Source organism: Dactylosporangium sp. NPDC049525, assembly GCF_040676755.1.
GTDB lineage: Bacteria > Actinomycetota > Actinomycetes > Mycobacteriales > Micromonosporaceae > Dactylosporangium.
On record NZ_JBFAPO010000016.1, the window covers coordinates 182,226 to 203,466 of the forward strand.

The window sequence follows — 21,241 nt, forward strand, 5'->3', positions numbered from 1 at the left end:
TCCAGGAGAAAGTCTCGCACGCTGTACCGTCGCAGGAGGAGCACGAATTCGCAGCGATAGGACGGGCGGAGATGGACGAGACAGCGGGTGGCCAGTCGCACGATCCGGACTTCCCGGACCGGTTCATCGAGTTCATGCGCACCGGCTGGCGCGACTCGACCCTCGACGTCGCCCCACGCCCCGAGGCGCCGGATCACGCCAAGCGCCGCGGCGAGCTGTCCGCCGCTTTCCCCGGTGAGACGTTGGTCATCCCGACCGGTGTGGAGAAGGTCCGCTCCAACGACACGTTCCACCCGTTCCGCCCGGGCACCGAGCACGTGTGGCTCACCGGCGAGCACGACCCCGAGGCCGTCCTCGTGCTGCGCCCCACCGACGGCGGGCACGACGCGACCCTCTACCTGCGGCCGCGTTCACCGCACGACACCGACGAGTTCTTCCGTGACCGCAACCACGGCGAGCTGTGGATCGGCCGGCGGCACACGCTCGCGGAGAAGGCCACCGAGCTGCAGCTGCAGACCGCGCACCTCGACGACCTCGCGGCCGCCCTCGACGACGCCGCGCCCGGCCGCACCAGGGTCCTGCGGGGCTATGACGCGGCGGTCGACGCCGGCATCAGGTCCGCCGCACCTGACCGTGACGCCGAGTTGGCCACGGTACTGGGGGAGCTCCGCCTCGTGAAGGACGCCTGGGAGGTGGAGCAGCTGCAGGACGCGATCGACGCGACCACCCGCGGCTTCGAGGACGTCGCCCGCATCCTGCCCGCCGACCGTCCCGTCAGCGAGCGCCTCATCGACGGCGTCTTCAACCTCCGCGCCCGCCACGACGGCAACACCGTCGGCTACGGCTCCATCGTCGGCAACGGCGCGCACGGCGCGATCCTGCACTGGACCCGCAACGACGGCCGGACCCGCCCCGGTGACCTGCTGCTGCTGGACATGGGCGTGGAGAACCGCAACCTGTACACCGCCGACGTGACCCGCACGGTCCCGGTCTCCGGCACGTTCAGCCCGCTCCAGCGCCAGATCTACGACCTGGTCTTCCACTCCCAGCAGGCCGGCATCGACGTCATCAAGGCCGGCACGAAGTTCGACGACGTGCACCAGGCGTGCATGCGGGTCCTCGCCGAGGGCCTGCACGGCCTGGGGATCCTGCCGGTCAGCGTGGACGAGGCGATGGACCCCCAGTGCATCTTCTACCGGCGGTGGACCCTGCACGGCTTCGGTCACATGCTCGGCCTCGACGTGCACGACTGCGCCACCGCCCGCAAGGAGCGTTACCGCGAGGGTGTCCTGGAGGCGGGTTACGTGCTGACCGTCGAGCCCGGCCTGTACTTCCAGCCGGACGACGAGCTCGTCCCCGCCGAGCTGCACGGCATCGGCGTCCGCATCGAGGACGACGTCCTGGTCACCCCGACCGGCGCCGTCGTCATGTCGGAGGCGCTGCCCCGCTCCGCGGACGCCGTCGAGTCGTGGCTCGCCGCCCAGCGCGAGGCAGGCCCCCGCCTGCCCGGCTAGGAGCCTGCCCGGCTACGAGAATGCCCGGCTACGGAAATGCCCGGCCAGGAGCCTGCCCGGCTAGGAGAGCCAGAAGGTGTCGTGGGTCAGCATGAACTCGTCGCGTTCCAGCTCGGTCAGGGACGACAGGTTCGGCAGCCCCTCGAAGTACGCCTCGCGGGGCGCGCCGGGGGAGAAGTGCAGCAGCATCGAGGCCGGTTCGCCGGACTCGTTGCGGAAGGCGTGGATGCCGCCCTCGGGGACGTGGACCCAGTCCCCCGGGACGGTGGTGATCCACTCCTTGCCGTCGTAGATGCGCACCGAGCCGGACAGGATGTAGAACGACTCGGAGATCGAGCGGTGGTAATGCGGATCGGGGCCGCTCGGCTGCGGACCCATCTCCCAGCGGTACAGGCCGAACTGCCCGTGCGTCGACGCGCCGGTGGCGAGGTAGTGCACGGTGTTGCCGTTGGCATACGTGAAGTCCGGTGGCGTGGCCGCCGGACGGTAGGTGGCGGAGTGCTCGCCGGTAGGCCCGAGATAGTACGGCGGTGGATAGGACATACCTTCACAATACGGCGCCGAGAGGGGGAGCCGGCCTGCGCCGGGTAGGCTGTTGATCCCGTGAAGACCATCGAACGCACCCGTAAGCCCATCCGGACTTTTCATCCGCGCCGGGGGCGGCTCAGTGGTCGGCACTTCGACGCGCTCGACCGGCTCTCCGAGCGGCACGGGTTCACCCCGGGTGACGCCGTCGACGTCCTGGAGATCGGGTCCGGGATGGGTGAGGCGACCCTCGAGATGGCGGCCACCGACCCTGGGCGGCGCTACCTCGCGGTCGAGATCCACACCCCGGGTGTGGCGAACCTGCTCGCCAACATCGAGCAGCACGGCCTGACGAATCTGAGCGTGGTGAGCGTGGACGCCCTCGACCTGTGCCGCGAACACATCCCGGACGCGTCCCTCGACGCGGTCCACGTGTTCTTCCCCGATCCGTGGCCGAAGGCGCGGCACCACAAGCGGCGGCTCATCCAGCCGGTGCACGTGGCGCTGCTCAGCGCGAAGCTGCGGGCCGGTGGGCTGCTGCACTGCGCGACCGACGACCTCGGCTACGCCGAGTCGATGCTGGAGACGCTGACCGCCGAGCCGGCGCTGCGCAACCGGTTCGACGGCTACGCGCCGCGCCCGCAGAGCAGGCCGGTCACGAAGTTCGAGCAGCGGGCCCTCGCCGCCGGGCGCACGCCCGCCGACCTGATGTTCGTGAAGTCGTGAGCGCGGGGCTGGCCGCCAGGGTCCCGCGGGGCGGGGACCCGGACGCCGTCTTCGACGCGTTCGCCGGGTGGGCCAAGGAACAGGGCCTGGAGCTGTACCCGCACCAGGAAGAGTCCCTCATGGAGATCGTCTCCGGGGCGAACCTGATCCTGTCCACCCCCACCGGCTCCGGCAAGAGCCTCGTCGCCGCCGGGGCGCACTTCGCCGCGCTCGCCACGGACCGCACCACGTTCTACACCGCACCGATCAAGGCGCTCGTGTCGGAGAAGTTCTTCGCCCTGGTCGCGATGTTCGGGGCGGAGAACGTCGGCATGCTCACCGGCGACGCGTCGGTCAACGCCGACGCGCCGATCATCTGCTGCACGGCGGAGATCCTCGCGAACATCGCGCTGCGCGACGGCGCCGCGGCGGACGCGGGCCTGGTCGTCATGGACGAGTTTCACTTCTACGCCGAGCCCGACCGGGGCTGGGCGTGGCAGGTGCCGCTGATCGAGCTGCCGCAGGCGCAGTTCGTGCTCATGTCGGCGACCCTCGGTGACGTCACCCGCTTCGTCGATGACCTGTCGGGGCGCACCGGCCGGCCCACCGCCGTGGTGAAGAACGCCGAACGGCCCGTGCCGCTGATGTTCAACTACTCCACGGACCCGCTGCACGAGACGATCGAGGAGCTGCTGAGCACCAAGCAGGCACCGGTCTACATCGTGCACTTCACCCAGGCGTCGGCGCTGGAGCGGGCGCAGGCACTGATGAGCATCAACGTGTCGACCCGCGCGGAGAAGGACATGATCGCCGAGGCGATCGGCCGGTTCCGGTTCACCGCCGGGTTCGGCAAGACGCTGTCGCGGCTGGTGCGGCACGGGATCGGCGTCCACCACGCCGGCATGCTCCCCAAGTACCGCCGCCTCGTGGAGACCCTCGCGCAGGCCGGGCTGCTGAAGGTGATCTGCGGCACCGACACCCTCGGCGTCGGCATCAACGTGCCCATCCGCACCGTGCTGTTCACCGCGTTGTCCAAGTACGACGGGCAGAAGACCCGGCTGCTCTACGCCCGAGAGTTCCACCAGATCGCCGGCCGGGCCGGGCGGGCCGGCTTCGACACCATCGGCACCGTCGTGGTGCAGGCGCCGGATCACGTCATCGACAACGAGCGGGCCCTGGCGAAGGCCGGCGACGACCCGAAGAAACGCCGCAAGGTGGTGCGCAAGAAGCCGCCGGAGGGCTCGATCGGCTGGGGGAGGCCGACGTTCGACCGGCTCGTCGACGCCGAGCCGGAGCCGCTGCGCTCCAGTTTCCAGGTGTCGCACGCGATGCTGCTCAACGTGATCAGCCGCCCCGGCGACGCGTTCGCCGCGATGCGGCACCTGCTGACCGAGAACCACGAGGACGTGCACTCGCAGCGCCGCCTCGTCCGCCGGGCGATTGCCATCTACCGGGCGCTGCTCGCCGGTGGGGTCGTCGAGCAGCTCGCCGAGCCCGACGAGGAGGGCCGGCGGGTCCGGCTCACCGTCGACCTGCAGATGGACTTCGCGCTCAACCAGCCGCTGTCGCCGTTCGCGCTGGCAGCGATCGAGCTGCTCGACCGTGAGGCGCCCGCGTACGCCCTCGACGTGCTGTCCGTCATCGAGTCGACCCTGGACGATCCGCGGCAGATCCTGTCGGCGCAGCAGTTCAAGGCCCGCGGCGAGGCCGTGGCCGCGATGAAGGCCGAGGGCATCGAGTACGAGCAGCGCATGGACCTGCTCGACTCCGTCACCCACCCGAAGCCGCTGCAGGAGCTGCTGGACGCCGCGTACAACCTGTACAAGCAGGGCCACCCGTGGGTCGCCGACTACCAGGTGAACCCGAAGTCCGTGGTCCGCGACATGTACGAGCGCGCGATGACCTTCGTCGAGTACGTCGGGTTCTACAGCCTGTCCCGCTCCGAGGGGCTCGTCCTGCGGTACCTGGCGGACGCGTTCAAGGCGCTGCGCCAGACGGTCCCCGAGGACGCCCGCACCGAGGAGCTCACCGACATCATCGAGTGGCTCGGCGAGCTCGTCCGGCAGGTCGACTCGAGCCTCATCGACGAGTGGGAGCGGCTGCGCAACCCCACCGCTGACGGCGAGCCGACCGTCCTGGACGACCGCCCGCCGGCCGTCACCCGAAACCTGCGCGCCTTCCGCGTCCTGGTCCGCAACGCGCTGTTCCGCCGGGTGGAGCTGGCCGCGCTGCGCCGCTTCGACGAGCTCGGCGACCTCGACGGCGAGCACGGGTTCAGCGCCGACGACTGGCAGGACGCGATCGAGGACTACTTCGACGAGTACGACTCCCTCGGCGTCGGCCCGGACGCCAGAGGTCCGGCCCTGCTCGTGATCGAGCAGAAGCCGGACCGGTGGTTCGTGCGCCAGATCTTCGACGACCCCGCGGGCGACCGCGACTGGGGGATCACCGCCGAGGTCGACCTGGCCGATTCGGACGCGACGGGCTTCGCCGCGATCCGCGTCATGGCCGTCGGCCCCATGTCGGAGGGTTAGCGGGCCGCTGGCACGGTCCGCAGCGCCGCCAGGAACTCGGCGGGGTGGGTGAAGGCGGCGAAGTGCGACGCGCCGTCGATGAGGACCAGGGACTTTGCCGGGGCGTCGACCTCGGCGAAGAACTCCACCGCCGGCCCGGTGAGGGTGACGACGTCCTGCGCGCCCTGGAACAGGTGGAACGGGATCTCCAGCCGAGTGCCCTCGGCGCGGGCGTCGAACTGCATGAACTGGGCGAACATCGCGTCGCGGACCGCGGCGAACCCCCGCAGCCAGGCGATCACGTCCAGCAGTGAGTAGTCGGGCTTCGTCAGCAGCAGCGAGAACAGGGTCTTGAGCCCGCCGTTGGGGTTGGCCGGGTCGGTGCCCATCGACCACTGCATGCGCCGGCCCCACGCCTTCACGTCCCAGGTGCGGGGGTCCGGGTCGAGTGCCTCGAGGGTGGCCACGCCGCGCTTGTTACCGGCGGCGCGCAGGCGCTCCAGGGTGTCGGCCCGGCCCTGGCGCTCGTTGGCGAGCATGTCGACGTAGAAGTCGCTGCCGACATACGCGCTGAACAGGTCGGGGCGCTGCCGCGCCATCGGCAGCCCGACGATCGTGCCCATCGAGCCGGCCATCAGGATCACCGTGTCCTTGCCGAGGTGGGCGCGGACGTGCTCGGCGACCTCGATGCCGTCTGCGACCATGCGCTCGAAGGTCAGCTCCCCGGCGCTGGGCCTGCCGTTGCGGCGCAGCGTGCGGCCGCAGCCGCGGCGGTCCCAGTGCACGACCGTGAAGTGCCGCTCCCACTCGCGCAGGGCGGCGGTGAACACCGAATACGGCGAGCCTGGGCCGCCGTGCACCACCAGCAGCACCGGGTTGGCCCGGTCCTCGCCGCGGATCTGCAGCCACTGCTCGACGCCGCCGATGCGCACGTAGCGCCCCTCGACGATGCCGTTCGGGGAGTCGATGCGGGCCTTCGCGGCGACCCGGTGCTTGAGGACGGCCCGGACCGCGAGGGGGGCGGCGGCGACGAGGGCGAGCGCGGCGAGAACGACCAGTGTGATTGTCATGCCCCGAACGGTACACCCGTGTCAGACAAATGTGCAAGACGTTTGTGTGAGACGTATGATCAGTGCATGGGCAACAAGGAGAAGCTGCTGGACGGGGCGCTGCAGTGCCTGCTCGACAAGGGCTACGCGCGCACCACCGCGCGCGACGTCGCCTCGGCGGCCGGCGTGAGCCTCGCCGCGATCGGCTACCACTTCGGCACCACCGACGCGCTGCTCAACGCCGCGCTCGACCAGGCCATGGAGACCTGGGGCACCGCGCTCGAGACCGCGCTGCGCGACGACGGCGACGCCGCGCTCGACCCGCGGACCCGGTTCGTGGCGATCTGGACCCGGATCATCGCCTCCGTCGAGGCCCAGCCCGCGCTGTGGAAGCTCCAGTTCGAGGTGGTCGCGCAGCTCGCCGTGCTGCCCGAGCTGCACGAGCGGTGGCAGCACTCCCTGACGGCCGCCCAGGAGGGCCTCGCCGAGCTTTTCGGCGGCAGTCCCGGCACGGGTGCCCTCTACCAGGCGCTGCTCACCGGCGTGGTCGTGCAGCACCTCGTCGCCCCGGGGCGTGGCGTCGACGGCTCCGCGCTGGCGGCGGCGCTGCAGGAGGTCGCAGCACGGATCCGGACCGGTGAAGATGCCGCCGAACGTGTGTAAAAGCCGCGAACCGCGGTAGCCCTTGGAGTATGACCGCCACATCGGACCACCGGGCGTTCAACGACGGCGCGCTGAGCACCGACCAGGGCATCCCCATCGCCGACACCGACAACTCGTTGCGTGCCGGTGCCCGCGGGCCGAGCCTCCTGGAGGACTTCCACCTCCGGGAGAAGCTCATGCGCTTCGACCACGAACGCATCCCGGAGCGCGTCGTGCACGCCCGCGGCGCCGGGGCGCACGGCGTGTTCAAGGTCTACGAGCCCCTGGACGAGTACACCACCGCCGACTTCCTCACCGACCCGGACGCCGAGACGCCCGTCTTCGTGCGGTTCTCCACCGTGCAGGGCTCCCGCGGCTCCACCGACACCCCGCGGGACGTGCGCGGCTTCGCCACGAAGTTCTACACCCGGCAGGGCAACTTCGACCTCGTCGGCAACAACATGCCGGTCTTCTTCATCCAGGACGGCATCAAGTTCCCCGACCTGGTGCACGCCCTCAAGCCGGAGCCGCACCACGAGATGCCGCAGGCCGCATCCGCGCACGACGCGTTCTGGGACTTCGTGTCGCTGCAGCCCGAGACGATGCACCACCTGATCTGGCTCATGTCGGACCGGGCGCTGCCGCGTTCCTACCGGATGATGCAGGGCTTCGGCGTGCACACCTTCCGCCTCGTCAACGGCCACGGGCACAGCACCTTCGTGAAGTTCCACTGGACGCCGGCGCTCGGTACCCACTCCCTGGTCTTCGACGAGGCGCAGAAGATCTCCGGCAAGGACCCCGACTTCAACCGCCGCGACCTGTGGGAGTCGATCGAGGCCGGCGTTTTCCCGCAGTGGGAGCTCGGCGTGCAGCTCATCCCGCAGGAGCAGGCGTTCGCGTTCGACGACATCGACCTGCTGGACGCCACGAAACTCATCCCCGAGGAACTGGTGCCGGTCACCCCCGTCGGCCGGCTCACGCTCAACCGCAACCCGGACAACTTCTTCGCCGAGACCGAGCAGGTCGCCTTCTGCGTCGGCAACGTCGTGCCCGGCATCGACTTCACCGACGACCCGCTGCTGCAGGCGCGGCTGTTCTCGTACCTCGACACCCAGCTGACCCGCCTCGGCGGCCCCAACTTCGCCCAGCTGCCGATCAACCGGCCGCACGCGCCGGTCCGCAACCACCAGCAGGACGGCCTGCACCAGCAGCGGGTGCCCGTGGGTCGGGCCAACTACCTGCCCAACTCCCTCGGCGGCGACCTGCCGGCCCGCGGCTCCGGGTTCGGGCACGTGCCGGAGATGGTCGACGGCCCCAAGGAACGCAAGCGCAGCGTCACCTTCGCCGACCACTACAGCCAGGCGACCCTGTTCTGGAACAGCATGTCGACGTGGGAACGGGCGCACATCGTCGCCGCGTACCGCTTCGAACTCGGCAAGGTCGACACCATGGCCATCCGGGTCCGGATGGTCGAGCACCTCAACCGCGTCGACCACGACCTGGCGGTGGCGGTCGCCGCCGGCATCGGCGTCGAGGAACCGGTCAAGTCCGTCGACAACCACGGCCGCAGCTCGGCCGCGCTGAGCCAGGCGGTGACCGCACCCAACGCCGTCGCCACCCGCAAGGTCGCGGTCCTCGTCGGCGACGGCGTCTCGGCCCGGGCCGTCGTCCGGCTCCGCGACGTCCTCGGCGCGCAGGGCGTGACCGTCGAGCTGCTCGCCCCCGTCGACGGCACCGTCGACACCGACGACGGCCTGCCGATGGAGGTCACCCGGGCGATGAACACCGTCGCCTCGGTGCTCTACGACGCGGTCGCCGTCCCCGACGGCGCGCTGACGCTGGCCGCCGACGGCGTCGCGGTCAACTTCGCGGCCGAGGCCTACAAGCACGGCAAGGCGGTTGCGGCGTCCGGCACCGGCGAGGACGTGCTGCGCCGCGCCCATATCCCCCTGGACGACCCGGACCCGGCGCTGGTGCTCGACGCCGACCCGGGCGAGCGGCTGCTCGCCGCCCTCGCCACCCACCGCAACTTCGACCGGGACGTGTCCGCGATCCCCGCCTAGGCGCTGCCGAGCGCCTTCTCCAGGAACCGGTGCCGCTCGACGAGCACCCGCTCGACGCGGCCCTCCGCGACGACCTGGCCGCCGTCCCGGGCAAGGATCTCGAAGACCAGCTTGCGCCCGTCGGCCTTCGCCAGCCGCGCCTCGACGGTGACCTTGCCGCCGATCGGGGTCGGCGCCCGGTGCTCCAGCTCGACCCGCGTCCCGACCGTCGTCCACCCCGGCGGGAGCCGCCGGACCAGCGCGCCGACGGTCGCCGCCTCGGCGAGCGCCAGCACCTTCGGGGTGCCGAGCACCGGCACGTCACCCGACCCCAGCGACTGCGCCGTGTCGGCGTCGGTGACGGTCAGCTCGACCCGGGCGACCGCGCCCACCCAAGGTGCCGCGTCCACAGAGAAGCCCATGGCCCCACAGTAATGAGTTTCGAGGCGAAAACACCGCCGCTACAGTCGGGCGCATGCGTGACCTTGCGGCCTGGATCGACGCCGGCGCCGTCGTCGCCCTCACCGGCGCCGGCATCTCCACCGACTCCGGCATCCCCGACTTCCGCGGTCCCGACGGCGTCTGGACCCGCGACCCCGAGGCGATGAAACTCTCCTCGATCGAGCACTACGTCGCCGACCCGCAGGTCCGCCGCCGCGCCTGGCAGGAGCGGCTGCACAACCCGGCCTGGACCGCCGTGCCCAACGCCGCGCACCACGCCCTCGTCGACCTGGAACGAGCCGGCAAGCTCACCGCCGTGATCACCCAGAACATCGACGGCCTGCACCAGCGCGCCGGCGCCTCGAACGTCATCGAGCTGCACGGCACCCTGTCGCAGACCGAGTGCCTGGGCTGCGAGGAGCGCCGTCCGATGCCCGACACCCTGGCCCGGGTCACCGCCGGCGACCCCGACCCCGCCTGCCTGAGCTGCGGTGGCCTGCTGAAGTCCGCGACGATCTCCTTCGGCCAGGCGATGAACCTGGCGACCCTGGAGGCCGCCGCCGAGGCCGCGATGGGCTGCGACGTGTTCCTGGCCGTCGGCACGTCCCTGACCGTGCACCCGGCGGCCGGCCTGGTCGACGTCGCCCGCAAGGCCGGCGCGATGGTCGTCATCGTCAACGCGGCCGAGACCCCGTATGACGCCGTCGCCGACATGGTCGTCCGCGACCCGATCGGCGAGGTGCTCCCCAGCCTCGCCCACGCCGCCGCCTGACCGTCACGGCAGGCGTTCGCTCCACCCGCACGCGGCGTTGATCGTCACGGACCAGGATCGGGCGGCGGGGGCGTGGGAGCTGGTCCGGCCGGCGGCGGAGGTTCGGGCGGCGGGGGTGCGGGCAGTTCGCCGGCTGGCTCGGCGGCGGGCGGTTCGCCGGCCGGCTCGGCGGCAGGCGGTTCGCCGGCCGGCTCGGCGGCGGGCGGCTTCAGCAGGGAGATCCGGGGGCGGGCGGCGGCCCGGCGGGCGGCCCGGGAGCTGGTGGCCACCAGGTCGGCGAGGGCATACGCGTCGGCGGTGGCCCGGTGCCGGCCGACCGCGTGCAGGCCACCCGCCGTGTCCACGTGGACGGTGGCAAGGTCGAGGGCGCGCTGCAGCGGGCCCTGCGTGACCCGGACACTCTGCACGCGGATCAGGGGCACCACGACCAGCTCGCGGGTCAGGACGCCCTCGCGGACGGCGACGACCGTGCCGGTGACGGCGATGCCGATGCGGGACCACGCCAGGGGCGCCAGCCAGCGGGCGCGGCGGGGCGGGCCGGCGACCGCGAGGGCGCCGGCGTCCACCGGCGGCGCGGCCACGGTGGCGTGCACGGCGGCGCCGAGGATGCCGGCGGCCACGGCGAGGGTGTCGGCGGAGGCGGCGACGGGCACGAGGGTGCCGGCGCGCAGCTGCTCCTCGCCGTGGCCGGCGTAACCGGCCACGTCGATGCGGGCCCGGGCCCAGCCGGCCGGGCGCCACAGCAGCGGCCACGTCACCTTGAGACCCTGGACGCGGCGCGGCGGGACGGTCTGGCTGCGCTTGTTGAGCAGGCCCTGGCGCACCCGCAGCGCGGCGGCGTCGGTGCCGATGGTGAAGTCCCACTCGTCCAGGACCCGGCGCACCGGGACCTGGAAGACGCCGAGGAACGCGGTGATCGTGCTGGCGGCGCCGATCAGGGTCCAGGCCGGGTCGAGGGACGCCTGCCAGGCGACGAAACCGACGCCGACGGGCACCGCCAGGGCCTGCGGGGTGAGCAGCTGGGCCTGCAGCAGCCGCCGGTTCACGACGGTGAAGACACCGGCCACGTCCGTGTCGTCGGCGGGTGCATGCGGTACGCCGGTGGACAGCCCGATGAGGTCGGACCGGAGGTTGGCCGCGCCGGCGACGGTCAGGTAGGCCAGCGGCGCCTCGGTCTTGCCGGCGCCGATCACCTCCAGGCGCAGCTCGGCGAGCCCGAAGACGCGGGCGAGGAGAGGGCGGACCACGTCGATGGCCTGGACCCGTTCGAGCGGGATCGTTCTGGTACGCCGGGAGATCAGCCCCTCGTGCACCCGCAGCTCCCGGCCGACGATCTCGTAGCCGGTGACGAGCCAGACGACGGCGGAGACGAGGACCGCGACGACGAGGATCGCGCCCATCGCGGCGAGCCAGTGCAGCGGGCCCAGGTCGCTCAGGCCACGCCAGGAGACGGCGACGGCGGCGAACGCCACCAGCTTGGCCCCCTTCAGCAGTGGGGTCAGCGGGTGGAGTCGTTGCCTCACAGGCCCTCTTCGCGGATCTCGCCGAGGGCGGCGAGCCGGTCCCGCAGCCGGGTCGCCTCGGCCGCCTCGAGCCCGGGGACGGAGGCGTCGCTGGCCGCGGCGGCGGTGTGCAGGGTGACGGTGGCGAGGCCGGCGGCGCGCTCGAGCGGGCCGGCGGTGACGTCGACGAACTGCATCCGCGCGTACGGGACGATCGACAGTCGCCGCACCAGCAGTCCGTGCCGCACGAGGAGGTCCTCGGCGCGTTCCGCATAGCCCCAGGCGCGAATCGAGCGGCGCATGAACACGGCGCGGAGCCCGCCCAGTGCCACACCGGCGAACGCGATCAGGAGAAACCATGCGCTGACCAGAAGCGCGGCGACCGCCGCCGCGACCACGAACGCCAGGGTCCAGGCGGCCAGGACGCCCAGGCGCAGCCAGAAGTAGCGGGGCGAGATCGACCGCCATGAGACGGTGTCAGGCGGCGCGGTCACGGTTCGAGCGTAGCCGGGGGCACCGGGATCGTGTCGCGCAGAAAACCGCGAGCGGTCAGGAAGTCACCGAGGGTGGTGCGGTGCGTGTCACACGCGAGCCATACCTTGCGGCGGTCGGGGGTGTGCAGCTTCGGATTGTTCCAGCGCAGCTGCCACGTCGCCGGGGCGCGGCAGCCCTTGGCGGAGCAGATGAGGGGGTCCACGCGGCCAGTGTGCCAGCGGTGGGGGAGAGGATGAGCGCCGGGCGGCCACGGGGGAAGCCGCCCGGCGACGGGGTGAATCGTACCCACCCGGGTACGGGTGATGTCCAGTCACCCGAGGTGTCCGATCCGAAATTCCCGGAGAATCACTAGCCGGTTTTCGGAAAAATCAGTAAAAATCGGTCACTGCCCGGACTCTCAGAAGCTTCCCAGTGACGTCGGATCGCGTTCGGTTGGTCCGGCGTGCGACGCTTGGAGTCGTCTGAATGCCAGCATGAGTGGAGGACCGGTGACCCAGCCGAGCAACCCTGTCTCGCCGCCAGGCGGGCAGGTCTCGACACCCGCTCAGGACGCGACCGTGCTGGAGCGCGCCCTGTTCGAGGTCAAACGGGTCATCGTCGGCCAGGACCGCATGATCGAGCGCATGTTCGTCTCGCTGCTGTCGCGTGGCCACGTGCTCCTCGAGGGCGTGCCCGGCGTGGCGAAGACCCTTGCCGTGGAGACCCTGGCCCGGGTCGTCGGCGGCACGTTCTCGCGCATCCAGTTCACCCCGGACCTCGTCCCCGCCGACATCGTCGGCACCCGGATCTACCGGCAGTCCAGCGAGAAGTTCGACGTCGAGCTCGGCCCGGTGTTCGTCAACTTCCTGCTCGCCGACGAGATCAACCGCGCGCCCGCCAAGGTGCAGTCGGCGCTGCTGGAGGTCATGGCCGAGCAGCAGGTGTCGGTCGGCGGCGAGACCTATGAGGTGCCGCGGCCGTTCCTGGTCATGGCCACGCAGAACCCGATCGAGCAGGAGGGTGTCTATCCCCTGCCCGAGGCGCAGCGCGACCGCTTCCTGATGAAGATCCAGGTGGGATATCCCACCGACAGCGAGGAGCGCGAGATCGTCTACCGGGTCAGCGTGAAGATCCCGGAGCCGGTCGCCGTGCTCACCCCCACCGACCTGATGGCGCTGCAGGACAAGGCCGACGACGTGTTCGTGCACAACGCGCTCGTCGACTACGCGGTGCGGCTCGTGGTGGCGACCCGGGCCCCGGCCGAGCACGGGCTCGCCGACGTCGCGCAGCTCATCCAGTACGGTGCGAGCCCTCGCGCCTCGCTCGGCATCGTCCGTGCGTCCCGGGCCCTGGCGCTGCTGCGCGGCCGTGACTACGCGCTGCCGCAGGACGTGCAGGACATCGCGCCCGACATCCTGCGCCACCGCCTGGTGCTGTCCTACGACGCGCTCGCCGACGACATCTCCGCCGACGACATCGTCAAGCGGGTCCTCGCCGCGGTGCCGCCACCGACCGTCGCGCCGCGCCAGCAGGCCGTCGCCGCCGGCCAGGGGCCGGGCACCCCCGCGCCGCCGCCGACCACGATCACCACCTGGCCGGGCCGCTGATCCATGGCCACGGACGATGCCCGCGCCGAGGTCGTGCTCAACCGCATGCAGCTGCTCGTCACCCGCAAGCTCGACGGTCTGCTCCAGGGTGACTATCTGGGCCTGCTGCCGGGCCCCGGCACGGAAGCCGGCGAGTCCCGGGAGTACCGGCCGGGCGACGACGTGCGACGCATGGACTGGCCCGTCACGGCCCGCACCACGCTGCCGCACGTCCGGCAGACCGTCGCCGACCGGGAGCTGGAGACCTGGCTCGCCGTCGACCTGTCCGCGAGCCTCGACTTCGGCACCGCCCGCTACCTCAAGCGCGACCTGGCGATCGCCGCGGCCGCCGCCGTCGCCCACCTGACCGTGCGCGGCGGCAACCGGATCGGCGCCGTCGTCGGCACCGCCGGCGCCACGCACCGGCTGCCGGCGCGACCCGGCCGCAAGGACGCGCAGGGCCTGCTGCGGGCGATCGCGCTGACGGCGCCACAGCCCGGCCGCGCCGACCTCGGCGCCCTCGTCGACATGCTCAACCGGCCACCACGCCGGCGCGGCATGGCGGTCGTCATCTCCGACTTCATGACCCCGGTCGCCCAGTGGGCCCGCCCGCTGCGCAAACTCGGCGTCCGCCACGACCTCCTGGCCGTGGAGATCGTCGACCCGCGCGAGCTGGAACTGCCCAACGTCGGCGTGATCGCCCTCGTGGACCCCGAGAGCGGCCGGATGCACGAGGTACAGACCGCCGACCCGAAGCTGCGCCACCGTTACGCACACGCGGCCGCCGCCCAGCGCGCCGAGATAGCCTCGGCACTACGCGGTGCCAACGCCGCGCACCTGAGACTGCGCACCGACTCCGACTGGCTGCTCGACATCGTCCGGTTCGTCGCCGCCCAGCGGCACGCCCGGACGAGGGGGACGACCCGATGATTCGTTTGCTCTCACCGTGGTGGCTGCTGTCGCTGCTGCCCGTCCTCGCCGTCATCGGCGTGTACGTCTGGCGGCAACTGCACCGCCGCGCGTTCGCCGTGAAGTTCACCAACGTGGACCTGCTCAGCAGCCTGGTGCCCAAGGGCATCGGCGCCCGGCGCCATGTCAGCGCCGCCGCGTTCCTGCTGAGCCTGCTCATCCTCAGCTTCGGCATGGCCCGCCCATCCGTCGACACGAAGGAACCTCTCGAGCGGGCCACCATCATGCTCGCCATCGACGTGTCACTGTCGATGCAGGCCACCGACGTGGAGCCGACCCGCATCGAGGCCGCCAAGTCCGCGGCCACCGACTTCGTCAGGCAGCTGCCGGCCTCGTTCAACGTCGGCCTGGTCTCCTTCGCGAAGACCGCCAGCGTCCTGGTCTCGCCGACGAAGGAACGCAACTCGGTGCTCCAGGCGATCGACGGCCTCACCCTGCAGGAGTCGACCGCGACCGGCGAGGCCGTCTTCACCAGCCTCGACGCGATCCGCACCGTCCCCGCGGACGGCGCCTCAGGCCCGCCGCCGGCCCGCATCGTGCTGCTGTCCGACGGCTTCCGCACCGCCGGCCGCTCCCTGGAGGACGCGTCCGCCGCCGCCACCGCGGCCAACGTGCCCGTGTCGACGATCGCCTTCGGCACCGACGAGGGCGTGGTCCGCATCGGCAACACCCCCCAGCGGGTCCCGGTCGACCGGGCGTCGCTGCAGAAGGTCGCCGAGACCACCAAGGGCTACTTCTACGAGGCCGCCAGCAAGGAAGAACTCAAGCGCGTCTACACCGACATGGGCAGCTCCATCGGCTACAAGACCAAGCCCCGCGAAATCACCCAGTGGTACCTCGGCGCCGGCTTCCTCCTGGCCCTGCTAGCCGGCGGCCTGAGCCTTCTCTGGGGCAGCCGCCTGCCGTAACCGCCAAGAACAAAGACGACGGCGCGGTGCGGGCCCTTCGCGGATGGGCCTGCCTTCGCGTCTCGGGCGCAGGGCAGGCGAATAGGACGACAGACCTGGCACGACCCGCAACCTGAACCACCGGTCTTCAATCGCCACGCGCATGCGTGTGAGTCGCCCGCGCCCTTCAGGACGCAGGGCGTGCGACCAGCGGGAGCATTGGGGGTGTGGGGTGAGAATCCCCCACTGCTCTTAACGGCCGAAGGCCGCAGCGGAAGATTAGTGCGCCCCTACCATGTAGAAAAGCGCGGCGACCCACATTGCGGCCAGGAAGAATCCAATGGGCGCGATGAAGCGGCTCATGACGTGCTCCCAACGGTGTGTCTCGAGAAGAACAGAGAACAGACACGCGGAGCCGTGACCGGGGAGGGGACTACACCGAGTCACGACTGGAAGGATCGCTACTTCGCACAGCGATCACCTCCAGGGAGCAGCAGCCGCACCGGGCGGTCAGCAAGAATCACGAGCAGACGCGCTCATGGTAGCGCCACGCCTCACAGCCCACATCAGCCGACCGGCGAGTTGGCGGGTACCCGTCAGTAACACCTAATCTCCGTACAGCTAATCGCAGGCATCGCAGAAGGGCGGCAACGTGGCGAGGACCGTGCTGGTCACCGGCGGTAACCGAGGAATCGGGCTGGCAATCGCGCAGGCCTTCGCCGCGCAGGGCGACAGGGTCGCGGTGACCCACCGGGGCTCCGGCGCCCCCGACGGCCTGTTCGGCGTGCAGTGTGACATCACCGACAATGCCGCCGTGGACGCCGCGTTCACGACGGTGGAGGCTGAGCTCGGCCCCGTCGAGGTGCTCGTCGCCAACGCCGGCATCACCGACGACACGCTGCTGCTGCGGATGAGCGAGGACCAGTTCACCCGGGTGATCGACACGAACCTCACCGGCTCGTTCCGGGTCGCGAAGCGCGCCTCGAGCAAGATGCTGCGGGCCAGGTGGGGGCGGATCATCTTCATCTCGTCCGTCGTCGGCCTGTACGGCGGGCCCGGCCAGGTCAACTATGCCGCGAGCAAGGCAGGTCTGGTCGGCATGGCCCGGTCGATCACGCGGGAGCTCGGCAGCCGCAACATCACCGCCAACGTGGTGGCGCCCGGGTTCATCGAGACCGACATGACCGCCGTGCTGCCCGAGGCGACGCAGGCCGAGTACAAGAAGGCCATCCCGCTCGGCCGGATGGCGAAACCCGAGGAGGTGGCGGGCGCGGTGACCTGGCTCGCGAGCGACTCGGCGGGGTACATCAGCGGCGCCGTCATCCCCGTCGACGGCGGCCTGGGCATGGGCCACTGAGGCCACCGAAACCCAAGAGGAGAACCATGAGCGGACTGCTCGAAGGTAAGCGGCTGCTGATCACCGGGATCATCACCGACCAGTCGATCGCCTTCTCCGTTGCCAAGCTCGCACAGGAGCAGGGCGCGACCGTCGTGCTGACCGGGTTCGGCCGGCTCTCGCTGGTCGAGCGGATCGCGAAGCGGCTGCCGAAGGAGGCGCCGGTCATCGAGCTCGACGTCACCAACCCCGAGCACCTCGCGGGCCTGGAAGGCAAGGTACGGGAACACGTCGACGGCCTCGACGGCGTCCTGCACTCGATCGGGTTCGCCCCGGCCAGCTGCCTCGGCGGCGGGTTCCTCGAGGCGCCGTGGGAGGACGTGGCGACCGCGCTGCACGTGTCGACGTTCTCCTACAAGTCCCTCGCGGTGGCGTGCCTGCCGCTGATGGGCACCGGTGGCTCGATCGTCGGCCTCGACTTCGACGCGACCAAGGCGTGGCCGGTCTACGACTGGATGGGCGTGGCCAAGGCGGGCCTGGAGTCCACCTCGCGCTACCTGGCGCGGGACCTCGGCCCCCGTGGCATCCGGGTGAACCTGGTCGCGGCGGGTCCCCTTCGTACCATGGCGGCGAAGTCCATCCCGGGCTTCGCGGTGTTCGAGGAGTCATGGGCGAAGACCGCGCCGCTCGGCTGGGACCTCAACGACCAGGTCGCCGCCGCGAAGGCGTGCTGTGCGCTGCTGTCGGACTGGTTCCCGGCCACGACCGGCGAGATCGTGCACGTCGACGGCGGGTACCACGCGGTCGGATCGTCCTGACCCTGTTGTAACAATGGGACGCGTGGCTTATGACGCGTTTCTGCTCGTCTCGTTCGGCGGTCCGGAAGGGCAGGAGGACGTCCTGCCCTTCCTGGAAAACGTGACGCGGGGGCGTGGCATCCCGGCCGAGCGGCTGGAGGCCGTCGCCGGGCACTACCGGCACTTCGGCGGCGTGTCGCCGATCAACGCGCAGAACCGGGCGCTGCTGGACGCGCTGCGCCCCGCGATGGATCTCCCGATGTACTGGGGCAACCGCAACTGGCACCCGTTCCTGGAAGCCACCGTGCGGCAGATGCGCGACGACGGGATCCGGCACGCCCTCGCGTTCGTCACCAGCCCGTTCGGCTCGAACTCCTCGTGCCGCCAATACCAGGACGACATCGCGCGGGCCCGGGACGCCGTCGGCGCGGACGCCCCGGTGATCGACAAGATCCGCCACTTCCACGACCACCCGTTGTATGTCGAGTCACATGCGGCCGCGGTACGCGCAGCGCTGGACTCCCTGCCGTCCCGCCTGAGCGCGCGGCTGGTCTTCACCGCCCACTCGATCCCGACCGCCATGAACGACGCGTCCGGGCCGGGCGGGGTCGGCCGGTACCGCGCGCAACTGCTCGAAACGGCGTCCCTGGTCGCCGCCGCGGCCGCCCCCGAGCTCGAGTGGGAGCTGGTGTGGCAGAGCCGCTCCGGGCCGCCGCAGGTGCCGTGGCTCGAGCCGGACGTCAACGACCATCTCGCGCGGCTGGCCGAGGCCGGCGTGAAGGAGGTCGTGGTCAGCCCGATCGGCTTCATCTCCGACCACCTGGAGGTGATCTGGGACCTCGACAACGAGGCCCGCGACACCGCCGCGAAGCTCGACCTGGCCTTCGCCCGCGCCGCCACCCCTGGCGTGGACCCCCGGTTCGTGACGATGATCCGACAGCTCGTCGATGAGCGCGTGCTTGCTCACAGTAACGTTCGTCACGCCCTCGGAACCGTCCCCACCTGGGACTTCTGCCCATCCGACTGCTGCGTGTCACCGAAACGCGTATAGTGCCGAAACGTTTCTGAGGGAGCATGGACGCGTGAGAGAACGCAAGCCCATCGAGTCCTGGCTCACCGACATGGACGGGGTCCTCGTGCACGAGGGCGAGCCCGTGCCCGGCGCACCGGAGTTCGTCAACCGGCTGCGCTCGTCCGGCAAGCCGTTTCTGATCCTGACCAACAACTCCATCTATACGGCCCGCGACCTGCAGGCCCGCCTGCGGCGCATCGGCTTCGACGTGCCCGAGTCCGCGATCTGGACCTCCGCCCTGGCCACCGCCCAGTTCCTGGACACCCAGCGCCCCGGCGGCACCGCCTACGTCATCGGCGAGGCCGGCCTGACCACCGCCATGCACGAGGTCGGCTACATCCTGACCGACACCGAACCGGACTACGTGGTGCTGGGCGAGACCCGCACCTACAGCTTCGAGGCGATAACGCAGGCGATCCGGCTCATCAACGACGGCGCCCGCTTCATCTGCACCAACCCCGACGCCACCGGCCCCTCCAACGAGGGCGCCCTGCCGGCGTGCGGCGCCGTCGCCGCCCTGATCTCCAAGGCGACCGGCATCGAGCCCTACTTCATCGGCAAGCCCAACCCGATGATGATGCGCTCCGCCCTCAACAGCATCGACGCGCATTCCGAGACCACCGCGATGATCGGCGACCGCATGGACACCGACGTCCTGTGCGGCCTCGAGGCCGGCCTGGAGACGATCCTGGTCCTCAGCGGCATCTCGACGGTGACGGACGTGGAGCGCTACCCCTACCGGCCGTCGCGCATCATCCCGTCGGTCGCGCACCTGATCGACGAGGTGTAACCGCCTCCGATTCCACCAGCCCGCGGAGGCGTTCGACGTCCGCGGTGAGGTTGCGCCGCAGCGTCGCGCGGAACAGCGGTGCCGCGAGACGCTGCGCGCCGTGCAGGCGGACGTTGAGCTCCAGGTGCACCAGGCAGGCGCCGGCGGCGGTGGGCGTGACCGTGCGGGAGCCGTCGGCGTCCGCCCCGCTGGTGGTGCGCCACGCGAACCGCAGCCCCGGCCCGACCGCCGTGACGACGCCGAGGTTGTGGTACCTCCCACCGGCCACCCGCATGTGCTCGTCGGTCGTCGTGCCCACGTGCACCGGCCCGGCGGGCGTCGGCACCATCGACGTGACGCCCCGCCGCCACGCCGCGTCGTTGCCGTAGTCGGCGAGCACATCCCACACGACCTGCGCCGGCCGCTCGATCACGATCTCGGCATGCAGCCGCAGCGCCTGCTGCTGAAAAGTAGTCATGCGTCTGATAATACGACGTCGAACTATCTGGAGATCCATAGAATGTCGGCATGGCGACGCCCGACGACGTGGACCGCATCATGGCGCAGTGGCGCCGTGAACGCCCCGAGCTCGACCTGGCCGCCATGGAGACGTTCGGCCGGCTCGGCAGGCTCTTCGCGCACCTCGGTCGCGCCGTCGACGAGACGTTCACCCGCTTCGGCCTGCAGCGTGGCGAGTACGACGTCCTGGCCGCCCTCCGCCGCTCCGGCGCACCCTACGTCCTGACCCCGTCGGCGTTGTCGGACGTCCTCATGCTGTCGCGCGCCGGAATGACGAACCGCCTGGACCGCCTCGAAGCCGCGGGCCTGATCGAACGCCGCGCCAACCACGAGGACCGCCGCAGCATGCTGATCGCCCTGACCCCCCAGGGCGTCGCCCTGGCCGACGAGGTGACAACAATCCACGTCGCCAACGAGTCCACCCTCCTGTCAGACCTCACCCCCGACGAACGCCACCACCTGGACGCAATCGCCCGCAAACTCCTCGCCCGCTTCGAATAACCCACCCACCCCTCGCGCATGCCACCGCGCGGCCACCCAGCGTGCCACAACCCGAACCAACGCCCTTTCCGCAGTTTTTCCTGAAGCGGACAGGCCTTCCGCCGAACACCATTCCGCTCCAGAAAACAACGAAACCCGAACGCGTTTCACCCCTTGCGCTCGCCGGAGAGTGCGCCGCTCCGCGGCGCATGGCCCCGCGGGTGGGAACCCCCGCCGCCGCACCGATGGCGCGGCAGCATTGCAGCGGCGGCCGCCCAAATCCAGCCCCGTAGGAGAGGGTGACCCCGACGGACCTGGGAAGCGCAGCGCCCCGACCCGTCCACTTGGGCTGGCTACGAGAGTGCGAGCGCAGCGAGTATGGGGGCTGCGGGTGGGAACCCCCGCCGCCGCGCCGGAGGCGCGGCAGCATTGCAGCGGCGGCTGCCCCGCTCCAGCCCGTGCGAGAGGGTGACCCCGGCGGGCCTAGGAAGCGCAGCGCCCCGACCCGACCACTCGCGCTGGCCGGGGAGTGCGTCGCGGAGCGGCGCATGGGGGCCGCGGGTGGGAACCCCCGCCGCCGCGCCGGAGGCGCGGCAGCATTGCGGGGGCGGGATCGCCGCTCCCGGGCAGTGGGAGAGGGGGGGCGC

21 protein-coding genes are annotated in these 21,241 nt (G+C 71.1%); 14 read left to right on the forward strand and 7 right to left on the reverse strand.

Going from position 1 to position 21,241, the window contains the following annotated elements; translation table 11 throughout:
- Positions 1-71 precede the first annotated feature (71 nt).
- Positions 72-1,514, forward strand: a complete 1,443-nt coding sequence (locus AB0K00_RS23935) for an aminopeptidase P family protein (protein ID WP_363523702.1) — start codon at positions 72-74, stop codon at positions 1,512-1,514.
- A gap of 60 nt (positions 1,515-1,574) precedes the next feature.
- Here AB0K00_RS23935 and AB0K00_RS23940 read toward each other — a convergent pair whose 3' ends face one another.
- Positions 1,575-2,057 carry a cupin domain-containing protein gene (locus AB0K00_RS23940; RefSeq protein WP_363523703.1) on the reverse strand — a complete coding sequence of 161 codons (483 nt, stop codon included), beginning with the start codon at positions 2,055-2,057 and terminating at the stop codon, positions 1,575-1,577.
- Between the two features lie 60 nt (positions 2,058-2,117).
- Between AB0K00_RS23940 and trmB the strand changes: the two genes are divergently transcribed.
- Positions 2,118-2,765, forward strand: a complete 648-nt coding sequence (gene trmB / locus AB0K00_RS23945) for a tRNA (guanosine(46)-N7)-methyltransferase TrmB (protein WP_363523704.1) — start codon at positions 2,118-2,120, stop codon at positions 2,763-2,765.
- Complete coding sequence (locus AB0K00_RS23950) at positions 2,762-5,278, forward strand: DUF3516 domain-containing protein (RefSeq protein WP_363523705.1); 2,517 nt, start codon at positions 2,762-2,764, stop codon at positions 5,276-5,278. The genes trmB and AB0K00_RS23950 overlap by 4 nt, the downstream gene beginning before the upstream one ends.
- Here the strand turns inward: AB0K00_RS23950 and AB0K00_RS23955 are convergent.
- Positions 5,275-6,327, reverse strand: coding sequence for an alpha/beta hydrolase (locus AB0K00_RS23955; protein ID WP_363523706.1), 1,053 nt, complete (start codon positions 6,325-6,327; stop codon positions 5,275-5,277). The genes AB0K00_RS23950 and AB0K00_RS23955 overlap by 4 nt on opposite strands.
- Positions 6,328-6,393: 66 nt before the next feature.
- Between AB0K00_RS23955 and AB0K00_RS23960 the strand changes: the two genes are divergently transcribed.
- Together AB0K00_RS23960 and AB0K00_RS23965 are read left to right on the forward strand one after the other, a co-directional pair.
- Positions 6,394-6,969, forward strand: a complete 576-nt coding sequence (locus AB0K00_RS23960; RefSeq protein ID WP_363523707.1) for a TetR/AcrR family transcriptional regulator — start codon at positions 6,394-6,396, stop codon at positions 6,967-6,969.
- A gap of 29 nt (positions 6,970-6,998) precedes the next feature.
- A complete protein-coding gene (locus AB0K00_RS23965) occupies positions 6,999-9,011 on the forward strand; it encodes a catalase (protein ID WP_363523708.1) in 2,013 nt (670 codons plus the stop codon).
- Here AB0K00_RS23965 and AB0K00_RS23970 read toward each other — a convergent pair.
- Positions 9,008-9,412, reverse strand: a complete 405-nt coding sequence (locus AB0K00_RS23970) for a hotdog domain-containing protein (RefSeq protein WP_363523709.1) — start codon at positions 9,410-9,412, stop codon at positions 9,008-9,010. The two genes, AB0K00_RS23965 and AB0K00_RS23970, sit on opposite strands and share 4 nt — an antisense overlap.
- Positions 9,413-9,465: 53 nt before the next feature.
- Here AB0K00_RS23970 and AB0K00_RS23975 point away from each other — a divergent pair, with 53 nt between their 5' ends.
- Positions 9,466-10,203 carry a Sir2 family NAD-dependent protein deacetylase gene (locus AB0K00_RS23975; protein WP_363523710.1) on the forward strand — a complete coding sequence of 246 codons (738 nt, stop codon included), beginning with the start codon at positions 9,466-9,468 and terminating at the stop codon, positions 10,201-10,203.
- Between the two features lie 44 nt (positions 10,204-10,247).
- Here the strand turns inward: AB0K00_RS23975 and AB0K00_RS23980 are convergent, their stop codons facing one another.
- Genes AB0K00_RS23980 through AB0K00_RS23990 form a run of 3 tightly spaced genes read right to left on the reverse strand, consistent with a single transcriptional unit; the run spans position 10,248 to position 12,402 of the window.
- Positions 10,248-11,726, reverse strand: coding sequence for a PH domain-containing protein (locus AB0K00_RS23980; RefSeq protein WP_363523711.1), 1,479 nt, complete (start codon positions 11,724-11,726; stop codon positions 10,248-10,250).
- Positions 11,723-12,199: a PH domain-containing protein gene (locus AB0K00_RS23985; RefSeq protein WP_363523712.1), complete on the reverse strand. Its 477-nt coding sequence runs from the start codon at positions 12,197-12,199 to the stop codon at positions 11,723-11,725. The genes AB0K00_RS23980 and AB0K00_RS23985 overlap by 4 nt, the downstream gene beginning before the upstream one ends.
- Positions 12,196-12,402, reverse strand: a complete 207-nt coding sequence (locus tag AB0K00_RS23990; protein WP_363523713.1) for a hypothetical protein — start codon at positions 12,400-12,402, stop codon at positions 12,196-12,198. Before AB0K00_RS23990 ends, AB0K00_RS23985 begins: the two co-directional genes overlap by 4 nt.
- 286 nt (positions 12,403-12,688) lie before the next feature.
- On the opposite strand from AB0K00_RS23990, the gene AB0K00_RS23995 reads away from it, so the two are divergent.
- From AB0K00_RS23995 to AB0K00_RS24025, 7 genes are all read left to right on the forward strand, one after another.
- Entirely contained in the window at positions 12,689-13,786 is a 1,098-nt protein-coding gene (locus tag AB0K00_RS23995) for a MoxR family ATPase (RefSeq protein WP_363523714.1), read from the forward strand.
- Between the two features lie 3 nt (positions 13,787-13,789).
- A complete protein-coding gene (locus AB0K00_RS24000; protein ID WP_363523715.1) occupies positions 13,790-14,695 on the forward strand; it encodes a DUF58 domain-containing protein in 906 nt (301 codons plus the stop codon).
- Positions 14,692-15,642, forward strand: coding sequence for a VWA domain-containing protein (locus AB0K00_RS24005; RefSeq protein WP_363523716.1), 951 nt, complete (start codon positions 14,692-14,694; stop codon positions 15,640-15,642). The genes AB0K00_RS24000 and AB0K00_RS24005 overlap by 4 nt, the downstream gene beginning before the upstream one ends.
- Before the next feature lie 631 nt (positions 15,643-16,273).
- Positions 16,274-16,978 (forward strand): beta-ketoacyl-ACP reductase, encoded by a 705-nt coding sequence (locus AB0K00_RS24010; protein WP_363523717.1) that lies wholly within the window; start codon positions 16,274-16,276, stop codon positions 16,976-16,978.
- A gap of 26 nt (positions 16,979-17,004) precedes the next feature.
- On the forward strand, positions 17,005-17,775 hold the full coding sequence (gene fabI, locus AB0K00_RS24015) for an enoyl-ACP reductase FabI (RefSeq protein WP_363523718.1): 771 nt from the start codon (positions 17,005-17,007) through the stop codon (positions 17,773-17,775).
- 22 nt (positions 17,776-17,797) lie between these two features.
- Positions 17,798-18,805 (forward strand): ferrochelatase, encoded by a 1,008-nt coding sequence (locus AB0K00_RS24020; RefSeq protein WP_363523719.1) that lies wholly within the window; start codon positions 17,798-17,800, stop codon positions 18,803-18,805.
- Positions 18,806-18,836: 31 nt separating this feature from the next.
- Positions 18,837-19,616, forward strand: a complete 780-nt coding sequence (locus AB0K00_RS24025) for an HAD-IIA family hydrolase (RefSeq protein WP_033363003.1) — start codon at positions 18,837-18,839, stop codon at positions 19,614-19,616.
- Here AB0K00_RS24025 and AB0K00_RS24030 read toward each other — a convergent pair.
- A complete protein-coding gene (locus tag AB0K00_RS24030; RefSeq protein ID WP_363523720.1) occupies positions 19,579-20,073 on the reverse strand; it encodes an SRPBCC family protein in 495 nt (164 codons plus the stop codon). The genes AB0K00_RS24025 and AB0K00_RS24030 overlap by 38 nt on opposite strands.
- Positions 20,074-20,123: 50 nt before the next feature.
- On the opposite strand from AB0K00_RS24030, the gene AB0K00_RS24035 reads away from it, so the two are divergent.
- On the forward strand, positions 20,124-20,615 hold the full coding sequence (locus AB0K00_RS24035; RefSeq protein ID WP_363523721.1) for a MarR family transcriptional regulator: 492 nt from the start codon (positions 20,124-20,126) through the stop codon (positions 20,613-20,615).
- The last annotated feature ends 626 nt before the right edge of the window (positions 20,616-21,241 follow it).

What these genes read in the sequence shown, in the direction of transcription:
- AB0K00_RS23940 (WP_363523703.1), bottom strand. Translation starts at nt 2,057, where the DNA reads ATGTCCTATCCACCGCCGTACTATCTCGGGCCTACCGGCGAGCACTCC.
- fabI (WP_363523718.1), top strand. Translation starts at nt 17,005, where the DNA reads ATGAGCGGACTGCTCGAAGGTAAGCGGCTGCTGATCACCGGGATCATC.
- AB0K00_RS23955 (WP_363523706.1), bottom strand. Translation starts at nt 6,327, where the DNA reads ATGACAATCACACTGGTCGTTCTCGCCGCGCTCGCCCTCGTCGCCGCC.
- AB0K00_RS24030 (WP_363523720.1), bottom strand. Translation starts at nt 20,073, where the DNA reads ATGACTACTTTTCAGCAGCAGGCGCTGCGGCTGCATGCCGAGATCGTG.
- AB0K00_RS23960 (WP_363523707.1), top strand. Translation starts at nt 6,394, where the DNA reads ATGGGCAACAAGGAGAAGCTGCTGGACGGGGCGCTGCAGTGCCTGCTC.
- AB0K00_RS23935 (WP_363523702.1), top strand. Translation starts at nt 72, where the DNA reads ATGGACGAGACAGCGGGTGGCCAGTCGCACGATCCGGACTTCCCGGAC.
- AB0K00_RS23965 (WP_363523708.1), top strand. Translation starts at nt 6,999, where the DNA reads ATGACCGCCACATCGGACCACCGGGCGTTCAACGACGGCGCGCTGAGC.
- AB0K00_RS24035 (WP_363523721.1), top strand. Translation starts at nt 20,124, where the DNA reads ATGGCGACGCCCGACGACGTGGACCGCATCATGGCGCAGTGGCGCCGT.
- AB0K00_RS23970 (WP_363523709.1), bottom strand. Translation starts at nt 9,412, where the DNA reads ATGGGCTTCTCTGTGGACGCGGCACCTTGGGTGGGCGCGGTCGCCCGG.
- AB0K00_RS23975 (WP_363523710.1), top strand. Translation starts at nt 9,466, where the DNA reads ATGCGTGACCTTGCGGCCTGGATCGACGCCGGCGCCGTCGTCGCCCTC.
- AB0K00_RS24000 (WP_363523715.1), top strand. Translation starts at nt 13,790, where the DNA reads ATGGCCACGGACGATGCCCGCGCCGAGGTCGTGCTCAACCGCATGCAG.
- AB0K00_RS24005 (WP_363523716.1), top strand. Translation starts at nt 14,692, where the DNA reads ATGATTCGTTTGCTCTCACCGTGGTGGCTGCTGTCGCTGCTGCCCGTC.